Here is a 17,539-nt window from a genome sequence, read left to right as displayed (position 1 = left end):
TGTCTCATGCTTAAACTATGATTAACTACAATTAATTAAACGCCTTTTGGCAAAAACTACCAATAGCATTTATCTATCTTATGATTTTATATAACTCTAATTCGCACTTCATACAGCTTAAATCTGTTAATTTTTAGCCATTGAGTACAGCATATACGACTAAGATCTATCCTTGGAAAATTTTCTCCTTAGACCATTCGGCCGTTTATCCGCTAAACTACAGCAAACTATATCTGGAGATATTCGATGGATCTGTTAAACGTATCAAAACAACGCTATACCACAAAAGCTTATGATCCTGCTAAAAAAATTCCACAGGAACAATTTGAGCGTTTATTACAAATACTCCGTTTAGCACCATCTTCTATTAATATTCAGCCTTGGCATTTTTTTATTGCAGATAATGATGCAGCCAAACAACGCATTGCTAAAGCCTTAGTAGGAAAATATGCCTACAATGCCCCAAAAGTTTTAGATTCATCACATACGATTTTATTCTGTACTAAAGCAGACATCACTGCAGAGCATTTAGATAATCTTTTAAATCAGGATGATCGTAGTGGTCGCTTTAAAGATGACAAAGCCAAACAAGGTCAAAAAGACAGCCGTACAGGTTATGTCGATTATTATCGTAATGTAAAAGGTGATATTCAACGTTGGGCTGAAAACCAAATATTTATTGCTTTAGGTCAAATGCTTTTGGCAGCAGGCATTGAAGGTGTGGATGCAACTCCGATTGGTGGATTTGACGAAGCGATCATCTCTGAAGAATTGGGCTTAGTTGAACAAAACTTGATTCCTTCTGTACTGATGACTTTAGGCTATCGCAGTGAAAATGATTTCAATGCGAAATTACCTAAATCACGTCTAAATGCTGAAGAAATTTTTACACATCTTTAAGCTTTCCATAAAACCGACGAAAGGGGCAATTTTGCCTCTTTTTTGTCATTTCGGGACTTATTATTTAAACAATTATCGAGTATATTCTGCTCAAAATATACTCAGGTCTCTCCCTATGCCTACAGCTATAAAATTACCCATGAAATTTCATTGCGAAGCGTGCAATACGGTTTATTTACAAAAATATGCGGGCGATATGCTCCATAGCTATCCAAACTGCCCAAACTGTAAACAACCGGGTCAGTTACAAGGCACGATTGAAACTCAAGATTTCCTAAAACACCCCGTTGCAGTGGGTAAATGTTATTTTGAAAACACCTTACAACGTTTTCAACAACTCACACGTTAACTAAGCATCTAAAACTAAAAGCCCTCAAATCGAGGGCTTTTTTAATAACGACATATTTAGCAACAATGTGAAAATATAATATTTATAAATTGGTCTGAACTTTGCTGAATAATTTGAATCAGAACAACAAATCAAGCAGAGGTGGGACATGTCATATTTACTACAAATGCCGATGAAGTTTGAATGCGGTCATTGCCATCAAATGTATCTGCATACTTATCAATATACTGATCATCACTGCCCTGAGTGTCCAACCTGTCGAGATCAAGGACTGCTCATGGGCGTGGCTGAGTGGGATGATTTGCTACAACACCCGATCGTTTTTGCTAAAAATTATCTTAGACAGACATGGCATATGCTAAGCAAACCACACTCATGATCCCTGCAATCAAACCAAATACGGTTGCGACTCTCAATTTTTCTTTAAAGATGATGAGGCCCGCAACCACACCTAAAACCACGACCAAAATATTCATTCCAGCAAACACGATTGCAGGTGTGTCTTTAAGCAACATGTGGGCTTTCACATACAGTGCGATATTAGCAAAGTTTAAGAGACCTAAGCCCAATCCAGCGAGGATATTTTTGGTCTGCCCCAAACTGCCGTGTTGTACGATGTTATAAATACTCGAAAGTATAAATGCACAAATAAACACCAGATTTAAAGTCACTGCAAACTGCATGCCCAAACCTGAAGCAAATTTTAATAACACATCAATCAGTGCATAGCCTGCCCAAACGCTCAATAAAAATAAAATCCCCTGCTTTCCATCAATGCTTCCCTTACGCTGTGAAAATAAAATCAGCAACACCGCTAGTACACCAAGTGCAATACCAATGAGCTTAATGGCATTAAAATATTCACTGAAAATAAAATATGCTGCGCTAAGAGAAAGCACAACAGATAAACGCTGAGCCAATTCCGTCTTTAAAATACCCGCAGTTTGCAGTGAACGTGCTAAGCAATAAAAAATCGTCGGCAGTAATACACCCAAAGCCGCAATTAAAACCCACGGTGTTTTATTGATCGATATATGAGCTAGATCCGGCTTAAACCATAGAAAACATAAAATACTCGCAGATGCATAATTCCATGTGATCATTTGTGCAGGGTTAAAACCCCGATCACGACAGAGTTTTAGAATTACTGAAACGAGAACACTGCAAATCGCGGCAGCAAAGATCAATTCCATGACACGCTCTTATTCTTGAGTTGTATTTAAAGCAATTTTTCTAAGTTCAAATCAAAGAAAAGCCCACTTAATTGTGGGCTTTTCTTCAAAAATAATCTATCTCAAGACAAATTATTTATAGTGACTCACCATTTTCTCTAAAGAAATTGGACGAATCTTGTCAGCATTACCCGCTGTACCAAATGCTTCATAACGATCGATACAAATTTGTTTCATTGCATCAACAGTTGCAGAGAAGAATTTACGTGGGTCAAATTCAGCTGGTTTCTCAGCCATCATACGGCGCATAGCACCTGTAGATGCAAGACGTAAGTCAGTATCGATGTTAATTTTACGAACACCGTGTTTGATTGCGTCTACAAGTTGCTCTACTGGAACACCGTAAGTTTCGCCGATGTTACCACCGAATTCATTAATTACAGCCAACCATTCTTGTGGCACAGAGCTTGAACCGTGCATTACAAGATGCGTATTTGGTAACGCAGCGTGAATTTCTTTAATACGGTCAATCGCTAAGATGTCACCTGTAGGTGGACGAGTAAATTTGTACGCACCGTGTGAAGTACCCACTGCAATTGCAAGTGCGTCAACATTGGTATCTGCTACAAATGAACGCGCTTCTTCAACTGAAGTTAAAAGCTGAGAATGGTCAAGTACGCCTTCAGCGCCTACACCATCTTCTTCACCAGCCATACCAGTTTCAAGGCTACCTAAACAACCGATTTCGCCTTCTACTGAAACGCCACACGCATGTGCCATTTGAACAGTACGACGAGTCACGTCTACGTTGTATTCGTATGAAGTTGGTGTTTTACCGTCTTCACCTAATGAACCGTCCATCATCACTGATGAGAAGCCAAGTTGAATAGAACGTTGACATACATCAGGGCTAGTACCATGGTCTTGGTGCATAACCACAGGAATATGTGGCCATTCTTCGATTGCTGCCAAAATCAAATGACGCAAGAACGGAGCGCCTGCATACTTACGTGCACCTGCAGATGCTTGTACGATTACAGGTGAATTTGTTGCATCTGCTGCAAGCATAATTGCACGCATTTGTTCTAAGTTGTTTACGTTGAATGCTGGTACGCCGTAAGCATGTTCGCCGGCGTGATCCAAGAGCTGGCGCAATGAAATAAGAGCCATAATATCCTCCCAGGTAATGCCGCATATTCTACATGCTCAATCATTTCAATTCAGCAACAAATAACACTATTTAAAAAAAAATCCCTGCATTTGCAGGGACTTTTTAAATAAAGACAACAATCTTAGTGAGCTGCTGCTGCTGAAGCGGCTGTTTCAGCGTCAGCTGTTGCTTCGTCTGCAGGTGCATTTGCAATTTCAGCAGGAACATCTTGGTTCTTTTCATCCAATACTGGCTTATCAAGTTCATCAATGGCTTTTTGTTGTTCTGGCGTTGTTTGAGCATTATCTACGGCAACAGCAGATGCTTCTGATTCCGTTGGTGCAGACTCTTTTTTAGCACAAGCTGTCAAAGTTAATGGTGCGATTAAAAGTACAGCAAGTGCAAGTTTTAAGTTCATCGTTGTTTCCTACTACTGCGAATTAGGTGTTGCGATGAATTTTATTGCAGAAATATTGCACTTTGATGACGGCAAAATGAATAGACCATAAAAAAAGGCTGACCGAAGCCAACCTTTTTTAATACTGTATTATCTTATTGATAATGCTTCATTAAGCACGTTCGATAAGCGCTGCTACAGCAGGAAGAGTTTTACCTTCAACGAATTCAAGGAAAGCACCACCACCAGTCGAGATGTAACCAATATTGTCTGCAACTTCATATTTATCAATTGCAGCAAGCGTGTCACCACCACCCGCGATCGAGAAGCCTTCAGATTCTGCAATCGCTAAAGACAATGCTTTGGTGCCTTCGCCGAATTGATCAACTTCAAACACACCTACTGGACCATTCCATAGAATAGTTTTTGACGTTTTCAAAATCTCAGCAAATGCTTTTGCAGTTTCAGGGCCTACATCCAAAATCATGTCGTTGTCTGTTACATCTTCAACTTTTTTCACGACAGCTTTTGCAGCAGCTAATGAACCAAGGAAGTCAGCAAAATCAATTTCAGCAGCATCAGCAACAACCACATCTGTTGGAAGTGGTACAGATACTTTTGCAGCAATCGCTTTTGCTGTATCGATCAAGTCATTTTCACAAAGTGATTTACCAACATTGAAGCCTGCAGCAGCTAAGAATGTATTAGCAATACCACCACCCACGATCAATTGATCACAGATGTCAGATAGTGAAGTTAACACATCTAATTTAGTCGAAACTTTTGAGCCTGCAACAATCGCAACCATTGGTTTTGCAGGAGTTTTAAGTGCACGACCTAGCGCATCAAGCTCAGCAGCAAGTAAAGGACCTGCAGCAGCGACTTTTGCACAACGTGCTACGCCTTCAGTCGATGCTTCTGCACGGTGAGCCGTACCAAATGCATCCATAACGTAAACATCACAAAGTGCTGCATATTTAGCTGATAATTCAGGATTGTTTTTCTTTTCACCTACGTTGAAACGGCAGTTTTCAAGTAAAACCACTTGACCTGGCGCAACGTCAACACCGTCCAAATAGTCAGTGATCAGTTGAACGTCTTGACCCAAAGCTTCTGTTAAATAAGCGGCTACAGGTGCTAGAGACTGTTCTGCTTTAGGCTCACCTTCAACAGGACGACCTAAGTGTGAATACACCATTACAGCAGCACCTTTTTCTACAGCTGCTTTAATTGTTGGCAACGCCGCACGTAAACGTGCATCGCTTGTAATCACGCCATTTTTAACTGGTACGTTAAGATCTTCACGGATCAGAACACGTTTACCCGCCAAATCTAGGTCAGTCATACGCTGAAAGTTCATGCATTACTCTCTTTTATTGATATCAAAACGCGACGATTTTAAATGATTATGCAGAAAAACGTTAGCTTCTTTTGCAGAAAAGCTATGTAGAGCCAAAGTTTTGTTATGATAGCGAAAAGCCTTATAAAGATTCAGCGCTTATGTCGATTCATCCAGACCCAAATATTAATCGTTTAAATGTTTTAGGCGAACCCTTGGCAAGCTGTTGTTTTGATCCGATTACCGGATATTTTAGAAATGGCTTTTGCCATACAGCAACAATAGACCTTGGTCAGCATACGATGTGTGCACAAATGACATCTGAATTTTTAAACTTTTCCCAAAAAGTTGGCAATGACCTAATCACACCCTTACCCGAAGTTGGTTTTCCAGGACTACAACCTGGTGACTTCTGGTGTATCTGTGTGACTCGCTGGGTGGAAGCGTATCAAGAAGGATTTGCCCCACCTATTAAAATACAAGCGTGTCACCAAGCGGCGCTGTCTTATGTACCGCTTGATGTACTTATGGAATATGCAGTGTAATGAGTACTCCCAAAATCATTTTGGCTTCTAGCAGCCAAACCCGTAAAGACCTGATGGACCGTTTACGGATTGATTACCACTCAATCGTACCAGATATAGACGAAACACCTCGCGGTGAGAACCACGCCGATGAGTTAGCAAAGCGACTGGCATTTGAAAAAGCTTCTGCGATTGCAAACCAACACCCAGACGCAATTGTGATTGGTTCTGACCAAGTCGCATGGCGCGAAGGCGCACCAGATATTTTTATTGGTAAACCGCTTTGCGATGAAAAAGCCGTTAAGCAGCTTCAAGCCAATTCAGACAAAATCGTTTATTTCAGTACTGCACTCAGTGTCCAACAAAAATCGATAGGTTTTGAACAAACCCTTGTCGAGCACTATAAAGTGAAGTTTCGCAAACTTAGCTTGCCTGAAATTGAACGTTATGTTCAGGTTGAACAGCCGCTACACTGCGCTGGCAGTTTTAAGTGTGAAAGTTTAGGGATTAGCTTATTTGAAGAAATGATCGGGCAAGACCAAACCACACTCATGGGTATGCCGATGATTAAACTCTGCAATATTTTGCGTGAGCTTAAGATTTTAGTCCCATAATTTTAAAATTATTATCTGTTACAGCATAATAAACACATCATTAGCTCTTTATGGGCTAATGATTAAAAAGTCACTTACTTATTTATTACAACCAAGAACTGAAAACATGAAAACGTTTAATTTAATTTCATCTAGCCTCATTAGCATTAGCCTTCTATTTTGTTCGACAAACGGTCATACCAATACAGTGAATCAAACTGTGACCAACTCTCAGCAATACAATAAAAACTTAGTCAATGAATGGGTTCAATATAAATTTATCTTTGCTGAATTAGAACAACAAGGCGCTGCAATGCAGGAGCAAATCATTCAACAGCTAGGGACTAAAACCAAAACCGGTGGTAGTAGCACGCCAGAACAACAAATCAATAAACTGGTTGCTCTAGGCAAACAAAAATTTGAAAGCATTCAACCACAAACAGTTGAAGTGAAAAAACTTCTAAAACTACAAACCGAAAATGTTGAAATGATGGCAAAAGTCATGCCGAATCATTTCAAATTAATGTCTGACAAAGAAAATACTAAAATTGACACCAATGCACATTTTGAGCAATTCATGAAATTTTCAGCGACAACGGCTGCTGCCAATAGCTATGATTTGGAAGTTGAAAAATTAGTCATGCAATATCTCAAAGACAATCCTTTAAAATAGTCTCAAGCTAATCGAAATAATTTAATGAAATAGAGCCTTGCTAAAAACAGGAATCTCAAGGGACAATATATCCATTAAAATTGTATGTATTTAGCTATGGCTCATTCTCTTGACATCCTCGGCGGCATAAGCGCTGAACAATTCCTTGCCGAATATTGGCAAAAAAAACCATTATTGGTTCGTAATGCACTCCCTGAAATTGCCCAAATACTTGAACCGAAAGACGTTCTTGAATTGGCTTTAGAAGACAATGTCACTGCACGTCTCATCAAACAAAAAGATCGTGATCCTAACCAATGGACAGTGAAATCTTCTCCACTACTTAAAGCCGATTTTCAAAAAATGCCGAAACTGTGGACTTTATTGGTTCAAGCTGTCGATCATTATTCTTTTGACCTAGCAGAGCTTTGGAAGCAGTTTTCATTTATTCCGCAATGGCGTCGTGATGACATCATGGTGTCATATGCACAAAAAGGTGGCTCTGTCGGGCAACATTTTGATTTTTATGATGTATTCCTCGTACAAGGCTATGGTCACCGCCGTTGGCAATTAGGTCAGATGTGTGATGCCGATACTTCATTTGTCGAAGGTCAACCGCTTCGCTTACTGCCAGAAATGGACGTTCATTTTGATGAAGTGCTTGCTCCCGGCGACTTACTTTATGTACCACCAGGCCTATCACACTATGGCGTAGCTGAAGATGAATGTCTGACGTATTCATTTGGCTTCCGCATGCCAAATGTCACTGAAATGATGGATCGAGTGACAGACAAATTCACAGACAATCCTCTACTTAAAAATCCATTAACTGACATTTTACGTGACCAAATCAGTGCGATTGGCCAAGTGACTGAAAATGAACTTGAGTATTTAAAAGAAAAGTTATTTGAACAATTGCAAAATTCAACCGTACTTGAAGATGCAATCATGAGCTTAATGTCAGAACCTAAATATCCTGACAATATTCCTGAAGCAGAAGAAATCGGCACTGATGATTTAGAGGAAGCTCTAGATCAAGGCTATCAACTCATGTTAGAACCTGCTTCACGCTTACTTTACACAGAGCAAGATGGTGATATTTTGTTTTGGGCAAATGGTGAAGGAATCTGTATCTCAGACGAATTTGCATTGCATTTAAAAACCATTGCCGATGGTCAAAGTCTAGCGCTAGACGAATCTTTATATGATGCTGATATTTTAGAAGATATTGCCATGCTATTAAATGAATCTGTACTCATGCTCGTCCCAACAGAAGCTGAATAAAATCAATAAAAAAGGGAGCGTCACGCTCCCTTTTTATGCTACTGAATAGCATTATTTTCGCTTTCTACGATTTAAAAAATCTTCGACTTGATCGGCTTTTTTCTCCACGATGACGCGATAAACCCATACAATCAATAACACCAATCCAATAAACCAAAGATAGCGCATCACGCTGTATTTAAGGTGAAGACATAGACTAGAATGTGGTGATCGTAGATACCATCGGAATTCAAATATAAAAGCCTAAAAACAAAAGCGAAGCTATGGTGACAAGAAAAAAGGCACATATTTTCAAAGTTTAAGTCATTATTCATCGCAGATTCAAATCCCAAGTGCGACACATTTGTAGTTAGTTGAAAAAGTTAGATGTATTCATAGAATCATTAGACTTTTTCAACTCGCAATTGGAAAGCACACAATGAAGAAATACACCCAACTTTCTCAAGATGAAAGATACAAAATTTATGCTACTTTGAAAAGTAAAAGTTCAATCACTACCCTTGCTCGGGAGCTAGGGCGTTCACGATCAACCATCTACCGTGAATTAAAAAGAAATACTGGGCAACGTGGATATAGGGCTCAACAGGCAGCTAAATTTGCAAGTCAAAGACGGTACCGTCCTTCATCATCAATGACAGCATTTGCCTTCGCGTATATTGATTATTTGATTGGCTTGGACTGGTCACCAGAACAAATTTCAGGTGCTTTAACACAACGCAGTTGGCTGGATGCACCTTCACATGAATGGATTTACCAGTACATTTATCAAGATAAATCAAAAGGCGGTAAACTCCATCTACACTTAAGGCATCAGAAGAAATATCGAAAACGAGGTTACAAAAACACGGATCGTAGGGGTCAAATCATTGATAAAACAAGTATTCATTGCCGAGATGAGGTCATTGATAACGACAACGTTTAGGAGATTTCGAAGGTGACACGGTGATTGGTAAGCATCATAAAGGTGCTTTATTAACTCTCGTTGATCGAAAGAGCCTGTACGTACATATTGTTCATTTAGGGCCAACGAGAGCATCCCCTCAAACGATTACTTATGCATTAGATCGTTTACGAATGAGCCATGCTTATAGCGTGACATTTGATAATGGCAAAGAATTTTCCGAACACAAAAGAATTACTGATACCGGCATAGAGGCGTATTTCGCTGACCCTTACAAGTCTATTCAGCGAGCTAGAAATGAAAATACGAATGGTTTAATCCGTCAATATCTGCCAAAATCATCATCGTTTGATGACGTGTCAAACGAACAAATAGAGCAGATAGAATTTGCACTCAACCATCGTCCTAGAAAAACACTAGGTTGGTATACACCGAGTGAAGTTATGGCTGGTTTTTATACTGTTGCACTTGCTGCTTGAATCCGCCATTTTAAAAAAATTTAAAGTCAAATATCACAATCATGGTTTTTTTTACATACTTTATCCCAGTATTCATAATCTTTTGAATTATTTAGTTTTTTATAATAAAGTCTTAAGTTGTAAATAGCATCAGGGTTCCCATTTATTGCTAATGGTTTTATTATTTCAATAGCTGTATTAATATTAGCTCCCACACCATACCCTTTAAAATATAATGTTGCTAATTGGATCTCCGCTAGAGAATAATTTTGATTTGCCGATAAAGTGTACCACTTGAAAGCCTCCTTAAAATCCTTATTAACCCCTATTCCTTCAAAATACATTTGCCCAATATTAAACTGCGCATCTGGATTACCTAGCAAAGCAGCCTTCTTATAATATTTCAGTGCCTTTTCTAAATCTACATCATAACCATAGCCATAATTATACATCACACCTATTAAATTAAAGGCTGGCGCGAAATTATCATTTTCAATCTCCTTAAAAATTGATGCTGCTTCTGTATAATATCCTTGCTCTAATCGAACTCTTCCTACATTATAAATAGCTGGAATATAATTTTCATTTCCAGCTTCAGCATAATATTTTAATGCAGAATCTAAATTTTTATCGACATAAATTCCATTCTCATAAAAATTCCCAAGCTCATTTTTAGCATAACTACTAATATTATTTACGTTTTCTAAAGTTAATAATTTTTTATATGCTTTTTCATACTTTTTCTTTTCAAGCAGACCTTTATACTCATTCAAAATATTTTTTTCTTGCTGTTCGGATAAAATTAATGGTTCAGATGAGCTTGATGAACAAGAGCTTAAAAAAAATACTATAACTAAAGGTAAAAAATATAATCTAAAGTTCATAACTAATCCGTGAATTCAATATCACTTATTTCTTAATATTTTATAAAAGTCGTTTAAACCTAATAACAGATTAAACTTACAATATTCTAATTAATCAAATTTAAACACGTATAAAATTCGCAATATACTTTTAATAATAAAATAAGGGCTGATAAATCAGCCCTTATTTTCAACTACTTAATCAATTAAGACAATTGAGCAGCAGCAATTTTCTTAGTATCAACATCTTTAGAAGCGTCAGTATAGTCGCTCATTTTGTCGAAGCTTAAGTATTGGTAGATGTCAGCAGACATGCTATCAATTTGAGCTGCGTATTCTTGGTACTCAGCTGGAGTTGGTAATTTACCAAGTACAGCAGCAACAGAAGCAAGCTCAGCAGAAGCTAAGTAAACGTTCGCACCTTGACCTAGACGGTTCGGGAAGTTACGAGTAGAAGTCGATACACAAGTAGTGTTCGGAGCTACACGTGCTTGGTTACCCATACATAATGAACAACCTGGCATTTCTGTACGAGCGCCAGCTTTACCATAGATGTTGTAGAAACCTTCTTCCATCAATTGACGTTCGTCCATACGAGTTGGAGGAGCCAACCATAGACGAGTAGATAAAGAACCACCAGGAACTTTGTCTAGAAGTTTACCAGCCGCACGGAAGTGACCAATGTTAGTCATACATGAACCAACGAATACTTCGTCAATTTTTGTACCAGCAACGTCAGAAAGCAATTTAGCGTCATCTGGGTCGTTCGGGCAGCAAAGAACTGGTTCAGTAATTGTAGAAAGGTCAATTTCATACACTTTAGTGTATTCAGCATCTGGATCTGCTTTGATTAGGCTTGGGTTCGCTAACCATTTCTCCATGTTTTCTACACGGCGCGCCATAGTACGAGCATCGCCATAACCTTCAGAAATCATCCATTTCAACATAGTAATGTTTGATTTAAGGTATTCAGCAACTTTCTCTTCAGAAAGCGTGATAGAACAACCAGCAGCTGAACGTTCAGCAGAAGCGTCAGAAAGTTCGAACGCTTGCTCAACAGTAAGGTCAGTTTCCATTTCTGTAAGGTCGATCTCAAGGATACGGCCAGAGAAGATGTTCTTCTTACCTTTTTTCTCTACAGTTAAGTCGCCTTCTTGGATCGCAACGTAAGGAATCGCATGTACTAGGTCACGTAGAGTGATACCAGGTTGCATTTTACCTTTGAACTTAACAAGAACAGACTCAGGCATGTCTAGTGGCATAACGCCAGTTGCAGCAGCAAACGCTACAAGACCAGAACCCGCTGGGAATGAAATACCGATTGGGAAACGAGTATGCGAGTCACCACCAGTACCAACTGTATCTGGAAGAAGCATACGGTTTAACCAAGAGTGGATAATACCATCACCTGGACGTAGAGAAACACCACCACGGTTCATAATGAAATCAGGAAGCGTGTGCTGCATTTGAACGTCAACTGGTTTTGGATACGCAGCTGTATGACAGAAAGATTGCATAACTAGGTCAGCAGAGAAGCCTAGGCAAGCAAGATCTTTAAGTTCGTCACGAGTCATTGGACCTGTTGTATCTTGAGAACCAACAGTAGTCATCTTAGGTTCACAGTAAGTACCTGGAAGTACACCTTGACCTTCAGGAAGACCACAAGCGCGACCAACCATTTTTTGAGCTTGAGTGAAGCCTTTACCAGTAGCTGCAGGTTGAACTGGAGTACGGAATAAAGTTGAAGGTGCAAGACCAAGAGCTTCACGAGCTTTAGTTGTTAAACCACGACCAACGATAAGGTTGATACGGCCACCAGCACGTACTTCATCTAAAAGAACTGGAGTTTTAAGTTCAGATTCAGCGATTTGAACGCCGTCTTTGAACGCCGTTACTTTAGCAGCAGCGTGGTCGATTTTAAGCGTGATTTCGTCACCCATGTTCATGTTTTGAACATCGATTTCTACTGGCAATGCACCAGCATCTTCCATAGTGTTGAAGAAAATCGGAGCGATTTTAGAACCTAAGCAATAACCACCGTCTTTTTTGTTCGGAATGTGAGCAATTTCGTCACCAAAGAACCAAAGTACAGAGTTAGTTGCTGACTTACGAGAAGAACCAGTACCAACAACGTCACCTACGTAAGCAACTTGGTTGCCTTTCGCGATAAGCTCTTTGATTTGGCTAAGTGGACCAACTTCGCCAGGAACTTCTGGATTGATACCGTCACGTACGTTTTTAAGCATTGCGTTAGCATGTAACGGAATGTCTGGACGGCTCCACGCGTCTTGTGCAGGTGACAAGTCGTCTGTGTTCGTTTCGCCAGTTACTTTGAAAACTGTAAGTTTGATTTCTTCAGGAACGTCTTTACGGCTAGTGAACCATTCAGCATCTGCCCAAGATTGCATAACTGCTTGTGCATTCGCATTGCCCGCTTTTGCTTTATCAGCAACGTCGTGGAACGCATCAAATACAAGAAGAGTTTTCTTAAGTGCGTCAGCAGCTAATTCAGCAAGCTCTGCATCATCAAGAAGTGCAACTAAAGGAGCAACGTTATAACCACCAAGCATAGTACCTAGTAGGTAAACCGCACGTTCTTTAGTTACTAGTGGAGAAGTCGCTTCACCTTTTGCCAAAGCAGCTAAGAAAGCAGCTTTAACGTATGCAGCTTGGTCAACACCCGCTGGAACACGGTTTTCTAGTAAATCAACTAAAAATGCTTCTTCGCCAGCTGGTGGGTTTTTTAATAATTCAACTAATGCAGCTGTTTGAGCATCGTCAAGTGGCTTCGGTGGGACTCCGAGTGCGGCACGTTCTTCAACGTGTTGGCGGTAAGCTTCTAGCACGGTGTTATTCCTCTTTTTTAAAAAATTATTTACGCATTCCTGCTTTAAATAAAGCTACGCAAATAATATGGACTGCTAAATTTTACTAAAATTCCAGTTAAAAGTTAATGCACTACAAGTGTTTCTTCGTGATGCCCGTTATTTTATAAATAAATGATCCTCATATCGTTTATACATTAAGCAAAATCAATACTTAGAACACGCTTTTCTTGCGCATATTAACTTTTGACTAAAATTAACCATCAAAAAACAGGCAACTAAATGTTGCCTGTTTTTATCAGTATTGGATATTCCACCTTAGTGGACAGTGGTTGCAGTGATATATTGCTGAAGTTCCGCTCGATCGCCTGTAAATCTGAGGCACCATTCGTCCTGACATGTGGTTTGATGTTGATTACTTGCAAAGCTGATATCGACCAAATAGCGTTGAGAAAATTCATCTATTTTTTGGCGTAATGTGACTTTATCTCCAATGCTGAGCACGTAGTTCCCACCACCGATAATTGCTACGCCTTGTTCATCTTCTAGGAGTAGATCTGAGTGATGCATATAACCTATAACGTCCATATTCTGCTCCTCTACTGTTTTTTATTCTCCATTTCATTATTCATTAAAAAGATTTGCTTTTCTATATTTATGATTTAGCAAGTTGTCACAATTTGTATTCCGCTCTGCTTAGGCTATTTTAAAATCTTTAAGCATCTCATATTCAAAGTAACCCGAAGATAAATATGCATTCGCAAAATAAGCATGAACTCCATCATATGGCTAAACAACGGATAGTTGCCCTGTTGTAACTACTCACTGCTGAATAGAGCCTTTAGGTTTTGCTTTACGCGCTTTCTCGCATAAAAAACCGTTCCTTAGAACGGTTTATAATCTGGCATTTCGGTATGCGGTGTTGCGATACATTTTTCAGTAAACTCAGCACGAATTTTTTCACGTGCTGTTTCAACATCAGTATTAATCTCAGCTTGCGGCAAGGCATAAACTTCATCAATGATGTTCAGGATAAATCCTTTGGTGGTTTCATCCTCAATTTTGTTGGCATGCTCAACTGCTTTGTCTTTTTCAATTGCATTTTGACGATCTAACATAATCGTACGTGCAGCATTACCTACACTGCGGCAGTAACCCTGCCACTGCTCTTCAGGGGTTAATGGTTTTTTTTCAGCACAGCCGACCAAAGCCACCATAACGGATAAAGCAAATAACTTTTTCATGAACTTCTCCTTACGAGGGGCAATATAAAAGATCGTAATGGATTTGTCATTTAAATTAGTCGCAACCGAACAAACAAAAAAAGCCCTTTCGGGCCTTTTTTATAAGTTTGCATTAACCACAAGTTGCTTGAATAATCTTTTGATTGATTGGATTTACAGTAACAGTTACGCGCTCTACACGATAATCCATTGTCACAGGCTGCCCAGGTTTGACTAGACGGACAATTTGAGCTTGGCTAATCGCCTTGATCTGATCTTCTGTCAATTTTGCTTGACCAATCAGAGTGTTGGCCTTTTCAGGTACACATTGGGTCTGACTACTACGGAATAATGCCCATTCTTCAACCACTTGCCCGTTTGGCAGATGGCAATACCCCACCTGACCATTTGCTTCATCACGAATCTCAAGTTTACCTTTTTGCTCTACACAATATTGGCTGGCTGGATTTGCTATACCAATTTTTTCTGGCATATTTTCAGTTTGCTGTGTTGTGCTACAACCCGCCATAAGTGCTGTCAGTGCAACTAAAATCCATATATTTTTCATCATGTCTATTTCTGAATATAAAAATTTAACTTATCAAGTTTGTGGTAAATAAACGAGTTGTTTATTGCAGTTTTTAGCAAGCACTCTTTTTCTGTGATTGGGTGTGATATCCAAATTGGGCAACAACACATCCATTGTTCAATAATTAGGAAATCCATGAAAGAAGAATAAAGGATTAAGCTGTATTGGGTTATGAAACCCGTTAAAAACCATTGCTGAACGTTGTCGGGGTAACAAACTAGGATAGAGATTCTATTTAATTGCTGGAATCTATAATTTGGAACTGCGTAAAAATGACTTATAAAAGAGGTCTATTAATTGAGTAAGATATAATCTTACTTCAACAAAGTTATACATAAGTTACTAACATGCTTAATATTTCAGCTCAATCTTAGATTTTTTTCGACTTAATGCTATGACCGAGATTTATCGACATCTAAACCAAAATATATTAAGGCCAATGATTTCGACAAGACTGAAGTATCTATTACGCTCACAATATTTAGTTTTGCTGCGCTAAAAAAGCTTGAATCGCCTGCTGTGCAATTTCAGCATCCTGAAAAGACTTTACGCCAGACACGCCCATTGCACCAACCAACTGCCCTTCATACATAATCGGCTCACCGCCTTCCAGCATGCCTGAAAAGGTATCCATGGTCAGAAAGCCCATTTGACCGCCTTTAATAATGTCTTCAAAAAGTTTTGAAGGACGGCGGCTAATCGCAGAACATTTGGCTTTTTCTAAGCATAGGTTTGCTGTCATTGGCGATGCACCATCCATGCGTTTCATCGCTAACAAATTGCCTGTCTCATCCGTAACCGCAATGCTGACATTAAAACCATTTTCGACTGCATAAGCATGTGCTGTGTTTAGTAAAAATTCTGCATCTGCCAAAGTTAAATAATGCTTGGTTTTCATTTAAAAATCCTTCTCTTAAAAAACTGAACTTAAAACAACAAAAAAAGCCCACAGCAGGCTGCGGGCTTTATTCTAAAGCAGAATTTACCAATTTAAATGAAAATTACTTCATTTTGGCAAAAACTTCTTTCGCCATTTCAATGGTAAATGCAATATCTTCATCGCTATGCGCGCTTGAGAAGAAACCTGCTTCAAATGCTGAAGGTGCTAAGTTTACACCGCGCTGTAACATACCGTGGAAGAAAGTACGGAAAGCATCTACATCACATTTCAGAATTGAATCAAAACCGGTGATTTCAGTTTGATCAGTGAAATAAATACCGAACATGCCGCCCACTTGCTGCGTAAAGAACGGAATGCCCGCTTCGTCTGCAGCTGCCTGTAAACCAGCAAGCAAACCTGCCAATTTTTCAGTCAAAGTTTCATAGAAGCCCGGCTGACGCAAATGTTTAAACATCTCAATACCGGCACGCATAGCCAATGGGTTACCAGACAATGTACCTGCTTGATAGACCTTGCCCAGTGGTGCAATGCATTCCATCACTTCGCGTTTACCCCCAAATGCGCCAACTGGCAGGCCAGCACCAATAATTTTACCCAACGTGGTTAAATCAGGTGTTACGCCATAATGTGCTTGCGCACCGCCAAGACCGACACGGAAACCTGTCATTACTTCATCAATGATAAAGACCGAACCATGCTCATCACACACATCGCGAATTGCTTGCAAGAAACCCTCTATAGGTTTCACCAAGTTCATGTTGCCTGCAACTGGCTCGACAATTACACCTGCAATTTCTGAACCGAATTTTGCAAAGCATTCTTTAAGCATCGCAATATCGTTATACGGCAGTGTTAAGGTATGTTTAGCGAAATCAGCTGGAACACCTGCAGAAGTTGCTTCACCCTCACCCTTTGTCAACAAGCCTGAACCCGCTTTAACCAAGAGTGAATCTGAGTGACCGTGGTAGCAACCTTCAAATTTTACAATCTTGTCACGGCCGGTATAGCCACGAGCAAGACGAATGGCTGTCATAGTCGCTTCAGTCCCTGAATTAGTCATACGAACCAATTCAATAGACGGCATAATTTCGCAAATAATATCCGCCAAAGTCGTTTCATGAACGGTTGGCGCACCAAAACTTAAACCATCAACAGCCGCTTCTTGAACCGCTTTAATAATGTCGGGCTGCGCATGACCTAAAATCATTGGGCCCCAAGAGCCGACATAGTCGACATAGCGTTTTCCGTCTACGTCATAGAGATATGCGCCTTGCGCTTTTTCGATAAATACCGGTGTACCGCCTACACCATTAAATGCGCGTACAGGAGAGTTTACGCCGCCAGGAATATGCTTGCTGGCTTGTTTAAATAATTGTTCTTGCTTAGCAGATAAGCTCATAAAAATTCTCTACTTATTCA

At 39.6% G+C, this 17,539-nt stretch carries 17 protein-coding genes and 1 pseudogene; 7 read left to right on the top strand and 11 right to left on the bottom strand.

The genetic code is table 11. The features are described from left to right. Positions 1-246: 246 nt before the first annotated feature. Positions 247-900 carry an oxygen-insensitive NAD(P)H nitroreductase gene (nfsB, locus tag FTV11_RS11710; RefSeq protein ID WP_180074036.1) on the top strand — a complete coding sequence of 218 codons (654 nt, stop codon included), beginning with the start codon at positions 247-249 and terminating at the stop codon, positions 898-900. Between the two features lie 115 nt (positions 901-1,015). Then, positions 1,016-1,249 (top strand): hypothetical protein, encoded by a 234-nt coding sequence (locus tag FTV11_RS11705; RefSeq protein ID WP_078188692.1) that lies wholly within the window; start codon positions 1,016-1,018, stop codon positions 1,247-1,249. 338 nt (positions 1,250-1,587) lie between these two features. Here the strand turns inward: FTV11_RS11705 and FTV11_RS11700 are convergent, their stop codons facing one another. The 4 genes from FTV11_RS11700 to FTV11_RS11685 all read right to left on the bottom strand — a co-directional run bounded on the left by FTV11_RS11700 (position 1,588) and on the right by FTV11_RS11685 (position 5,328). Beyond that, positions 1,588-2,442, bottom strand: a complete 855-nt coding sequence (locus FTV11_RS11700) for an EamA family transporter (RefSeq protein WP_168379676.1) — start codon at positions 2,440-2,442, stop codon at positions 1,588-1,590. Between the two features lie 111 nt (positions 2,443-2,553). Beyond that, entirely contained in the window at positions 2,554-3,591 is a 1,038-nt protein-coding gene (gene fba, locus FTV11_RS11695) for a class II fructose-bisphosphate aldolase (protein ID WP_078188695.1), read from the bottom strand. Between the two features lie 122 nt (positions 3,592-3,713). Then, positions 3,714-3,989, bottom strand: coding sequence for a hypothetical protein (locus FTV11_RS11690; protein WP_078193510.1), 276 nt, complete (start codon positions 3,987-3,989; stop codon positions 3,714-3,716). A 151-nt stretch (positions 3,990-4,140) separates the two neighbouring features. After that, positions 4,141-5,328 (bottom strand): phosphoglycerate kinase, encoded by a 1,188-nt coding sequence (locus tag FTV11_RS11685; RefSeq protein ID WP_180049405.1) that lies wholly within the window; start codon positions 5,326-5,328, stop codon positions 4,141-4,143. 140 nt (positions 5,329-5,468) lie between these two features. On the opposite strand from FTV11_RS11685, the gene FTV11_RS11680 reads away from it, so the two are divergent. The 5 genes and pseudogenes from FTV11_RS11680 (at position 5,469) to FTV11_RS11660 (ending at position 9,740) form a co-directional block, all read left to right on the top strand. Then, positions 5,469-5,852: a DUF2237 family protein gene (locus FTV11_RS11680; RefSeq protein WP_180004637.1), complete on the top strand. Its 384-nt coding sequence runs from the start codon at positions 5,469-5,471 to the stop codon at positions 5,850-5,852. Further along, positions 5,852-6,445: a nucleoside triphosphate pyrophosphatase gene (locus FTV11_RS11675; RefSeq protein WP_168379679.1), complete on the top strand. Its 594-nt coding sequence runs from the start codon at positions 5,852-5,854 to the stop codon at positions 6,443-6,445. Before FTV11_RS11680 ends, FTV11_RS11675 begins: the two co-directional genes overlap by 1 nt. 106 nt (positions 6,446-6,551) lie before the next feature. Beyond that, positions 6,552-7,097 carry a hypothetical protein gene (locus FTV11_RS11670; RefSeq protein ID WP_168379856.1) on the top strand — a complete coding sequence of 182 codons (546 nt, stop codon included), beginning with the start codon at positions 6,552-6,554 and terminating at the stop codon, positions 7,095-7,097. A gap of 96 nt (positions 7,098-7,193) precedes the next feature. Next, on the top strand, positions 7,194-8,360 hold the full coding sequence (locus tag FTV11_RS11665; RefSeq protein WP_180007285.1) for a cupin domain-containing protein: 1,167 nt from the start codon (positions 7,194-7,196) through the stop codon (positions 8,358-8,360). A gap of 418 nt (positions 8,361-8,778) precedes the next feature. Continuing rightward, a pseudogene (locus FTV11_RS11660) lies at positions 8,779-9,740 on the top strand (IS30 family transposase). A 26-nt stretch (positions 9,741-9,766) separates the two neighbouring features. Here FTV11_RS11660 and FTV11_RS11655 read toward each other — a convergent pair. The 7 genes from FTV11_RS11655 to hemL form a co-directional block, all read right to left on the bottom strand. Continuing rightward, positions 9,767-10,603, bottom strand: a complete 837-nt coding sequence (locus tag FTV11_RS11655) for a tetratricopeptide repeat protein (protein ID WP_180063092.1) — start codon at positions 10,601-10,603, stop codon at positions 9,767-9,769. Between the two features lie 185 nt (positions 10,604-10,788). Continuing rightward, the gene (locus FTV11_RS11650) at positions 10,789-13,428 is read right to left on the bottom strand and encodes a bifunctional aconitate hydratase 2/2-methylisocitrate dehydratase (protein WP_180007287.1); all 2,640 of its coding nucleotides are present in this window, start codon (positions 13,426-13,428) and stop codon (positions 10,789-10,791) included. Between the two features lie 297 nt (positions 13,429-13,725). After that, the gene (locus FTV11_RS11645) at positions 13,726-13,995 is read right to left on the bottom strand and encodes a hypothetical protein (protein WP_078193937.1); all 270 of its coding nucleotides are present in this window, start codon (positions 13,993-13,995) and stop codon (positions 13,726-13,728) included. 296 nt (positions 13,996-14,291) lie between these two features. Then, entirely contained in the window at positions 14,292-14,651 is a 360-nt protein-coding gene (locus FTV11_RS11640; protein ID WP_180007288.1) for a hypothetical protein, read from the bottom strand. 112 nt (positions 14,652-14,763) lie between these two features. Then, positions 14,764-15,201 (bottom strand): I78 family peptidase inhibitor, encoded by a 438-nt coding sequence (locus FTV11_RS11635; RefSeq protein WP_180007289.1) that lies wholly within the window; start codon positions 15,199-15,201, stop codon positions 14,764-14,766. A gap of 499 nt (positions 15,202-15,700) precedes the next feature. Beyond that, complete coding sequence (locus tag FTV11_RS11630) at positions 15,701-16,117, bottom strand: heme-binding protein (protein ID WP_180007290.1); 417 nt, start codon at positions 16,115-16,117, stop codon at positions 15,701-15,703. A 103-nt stretch (positions 16,118-16,220) separates the two neighbouring features. After that, positions 16,221-17,519 (bottom strand): glutamate-1-semialdehyde 2,1-aminomutase, encoded by a 1,299-nt coding sequence (hemL, locus tag FTV11_RS11625; protein ID WP_180007291.1) that lies wholly within the window; start codon positions 17,517-17,519, stop codon positions 16,221-16,223. Positions 17,520-17,539 lie beyond the last annotated feature (20 nt).

Origin of the sequence: Acinetobacter sp. YH12231 (assembly GCF_013417755.1) — a bacterium.
In the GTDB taxonomy this organism is placed as follows: Bacteria; Pseudomonadota; Gammaproteobacteria; order Pseudomonadales; family Moraxellaceae; genus Acinetobacter; species Acinetobacter amyesii.
The sequence above is the reverse complement of the archived record's forward strand: the minus strand, read 5'-3'. Positions and strand labels throughout refer to the sequence as shown.

What these genes read in the sequence shown, in the direction of transcription:
- FTV11_RS11680 (WP_180004637.1), top strand. Translation starts at nt 5,469, where the DNA reads ATGTCGATTCATCCAGACCCAAATATTAATCGTTTAAATGTTTTAGGC.
- FTV11_RS11685 (WP_180049405.1), bottom strand. Translation starts at nt 5,328, where the DNA reads ATGAACTTTCAGCGTATGACTGACCTAGATTTGGCGGGTAAACGTGTT.
- FTV11_RS11640 (WP_180007288.1), bottom strand. Translation starts at nt 14,651, where the DNA reads ATGAAAAAGTTATTTGCTTTATCCGTTATGGTGGCTTTGGTCGGCTGT.
- FTV11_RS11700 (WP_168379676.1), bottom strand. Translation starts at nt 2,442, where the DNA reads ATGGAATTGATCTTTGCTGCCGCGATTTGCAGTGTTCTCGTTTCAGTA.
- FTV11_RS11690 (WP_078193510.1), bottom strand. Translation starts at nt 3,989, where the DNA reads ATGAACTTAAAACTTGCACTTGCTGTACTTTTAATCGCACCATTAACT.
- FTV11_RS11645 (WP_078193937.1), bottom strand. Translation starts at nt 13,995, where the DNA reads ATGGACGTTATAGGTTATATGCATCACTCAGATCTACTCCTAGAAGAT.
- FTV11_RS11630 (WP_180007290.1), bottom strand. Translation starts at nt 16,117, where the DNA reads ATGAAAACCAAGCATTATTTAACTTTGGCAGATGCAGAATTTTTACTA.
- FTV11_RS11705 (WP_078188692.1), top strand. Translation starts at nt 1,016, where the DNA reads ATGCCTACAGCTATAAAATTACCCATGAAATTTCATTGCGAAGCGTGC.
- nfsB (WP_180074036.1), top strand. Translation starts at nt 247, where the DNA reads ATGGATCTGTTAAACGTATCAAAACAACGCTATACCACAAAAGCTTAT.
- fba (WP_078188695.1), bottom strand. Translation starts at nt 3,591, where the DNA reads ATGGCTCTTATTTCATTGCGCCAGCTCTTGGATCACGCCGGCGAACAT.
- FTV11_RS11665 (WP_180007285.1), top strand. Translation starts at nt 7,194, where the DNA reads ATGGCTCATTCTCTTGACATCCTCGGCGGCATAAGCGCTGAACAATTC.
- FTV11_RS11675 (WP_168379679.1), top strand. Translation starts at nt 5,852, where the DNA reads ATGAGTACTCCCAAAATCATTTTGGCTTCTAGCAGCCAAACCCGTAAA.
- FTV11_RS11670 (WP_168379856.1), top strand. Translation starts at nt 6,552, where the DNA reads ATGAAAACGTTTAATTTAATTTCATCTAGCCTCATTAGCATTAGCCTT.
- FTV11_RS11635 (WP_180007289.1), bottom strand. Translation starts at nt 15,201, where the DNA reads ATGATGAAAAATATATGGATTTTAGTTGCACTGACAGCACTTATGGCG.
- hemL (WP_180007291.1), bottom strand. Translation starts at nt 17,519, where the DNA reads ATGAGCTTATCTGCTAAGCAAGAACAATTATTTAAACAAGCCAGCAAG.
- FTV11_RS11655 (WP_180063092.1), bottom strand. Translation starts at nt 10,603, where the DNA reads ATGAACTTTAGATTATATTTTTTACCTTTAGTTATAGTATTTTTTTTA.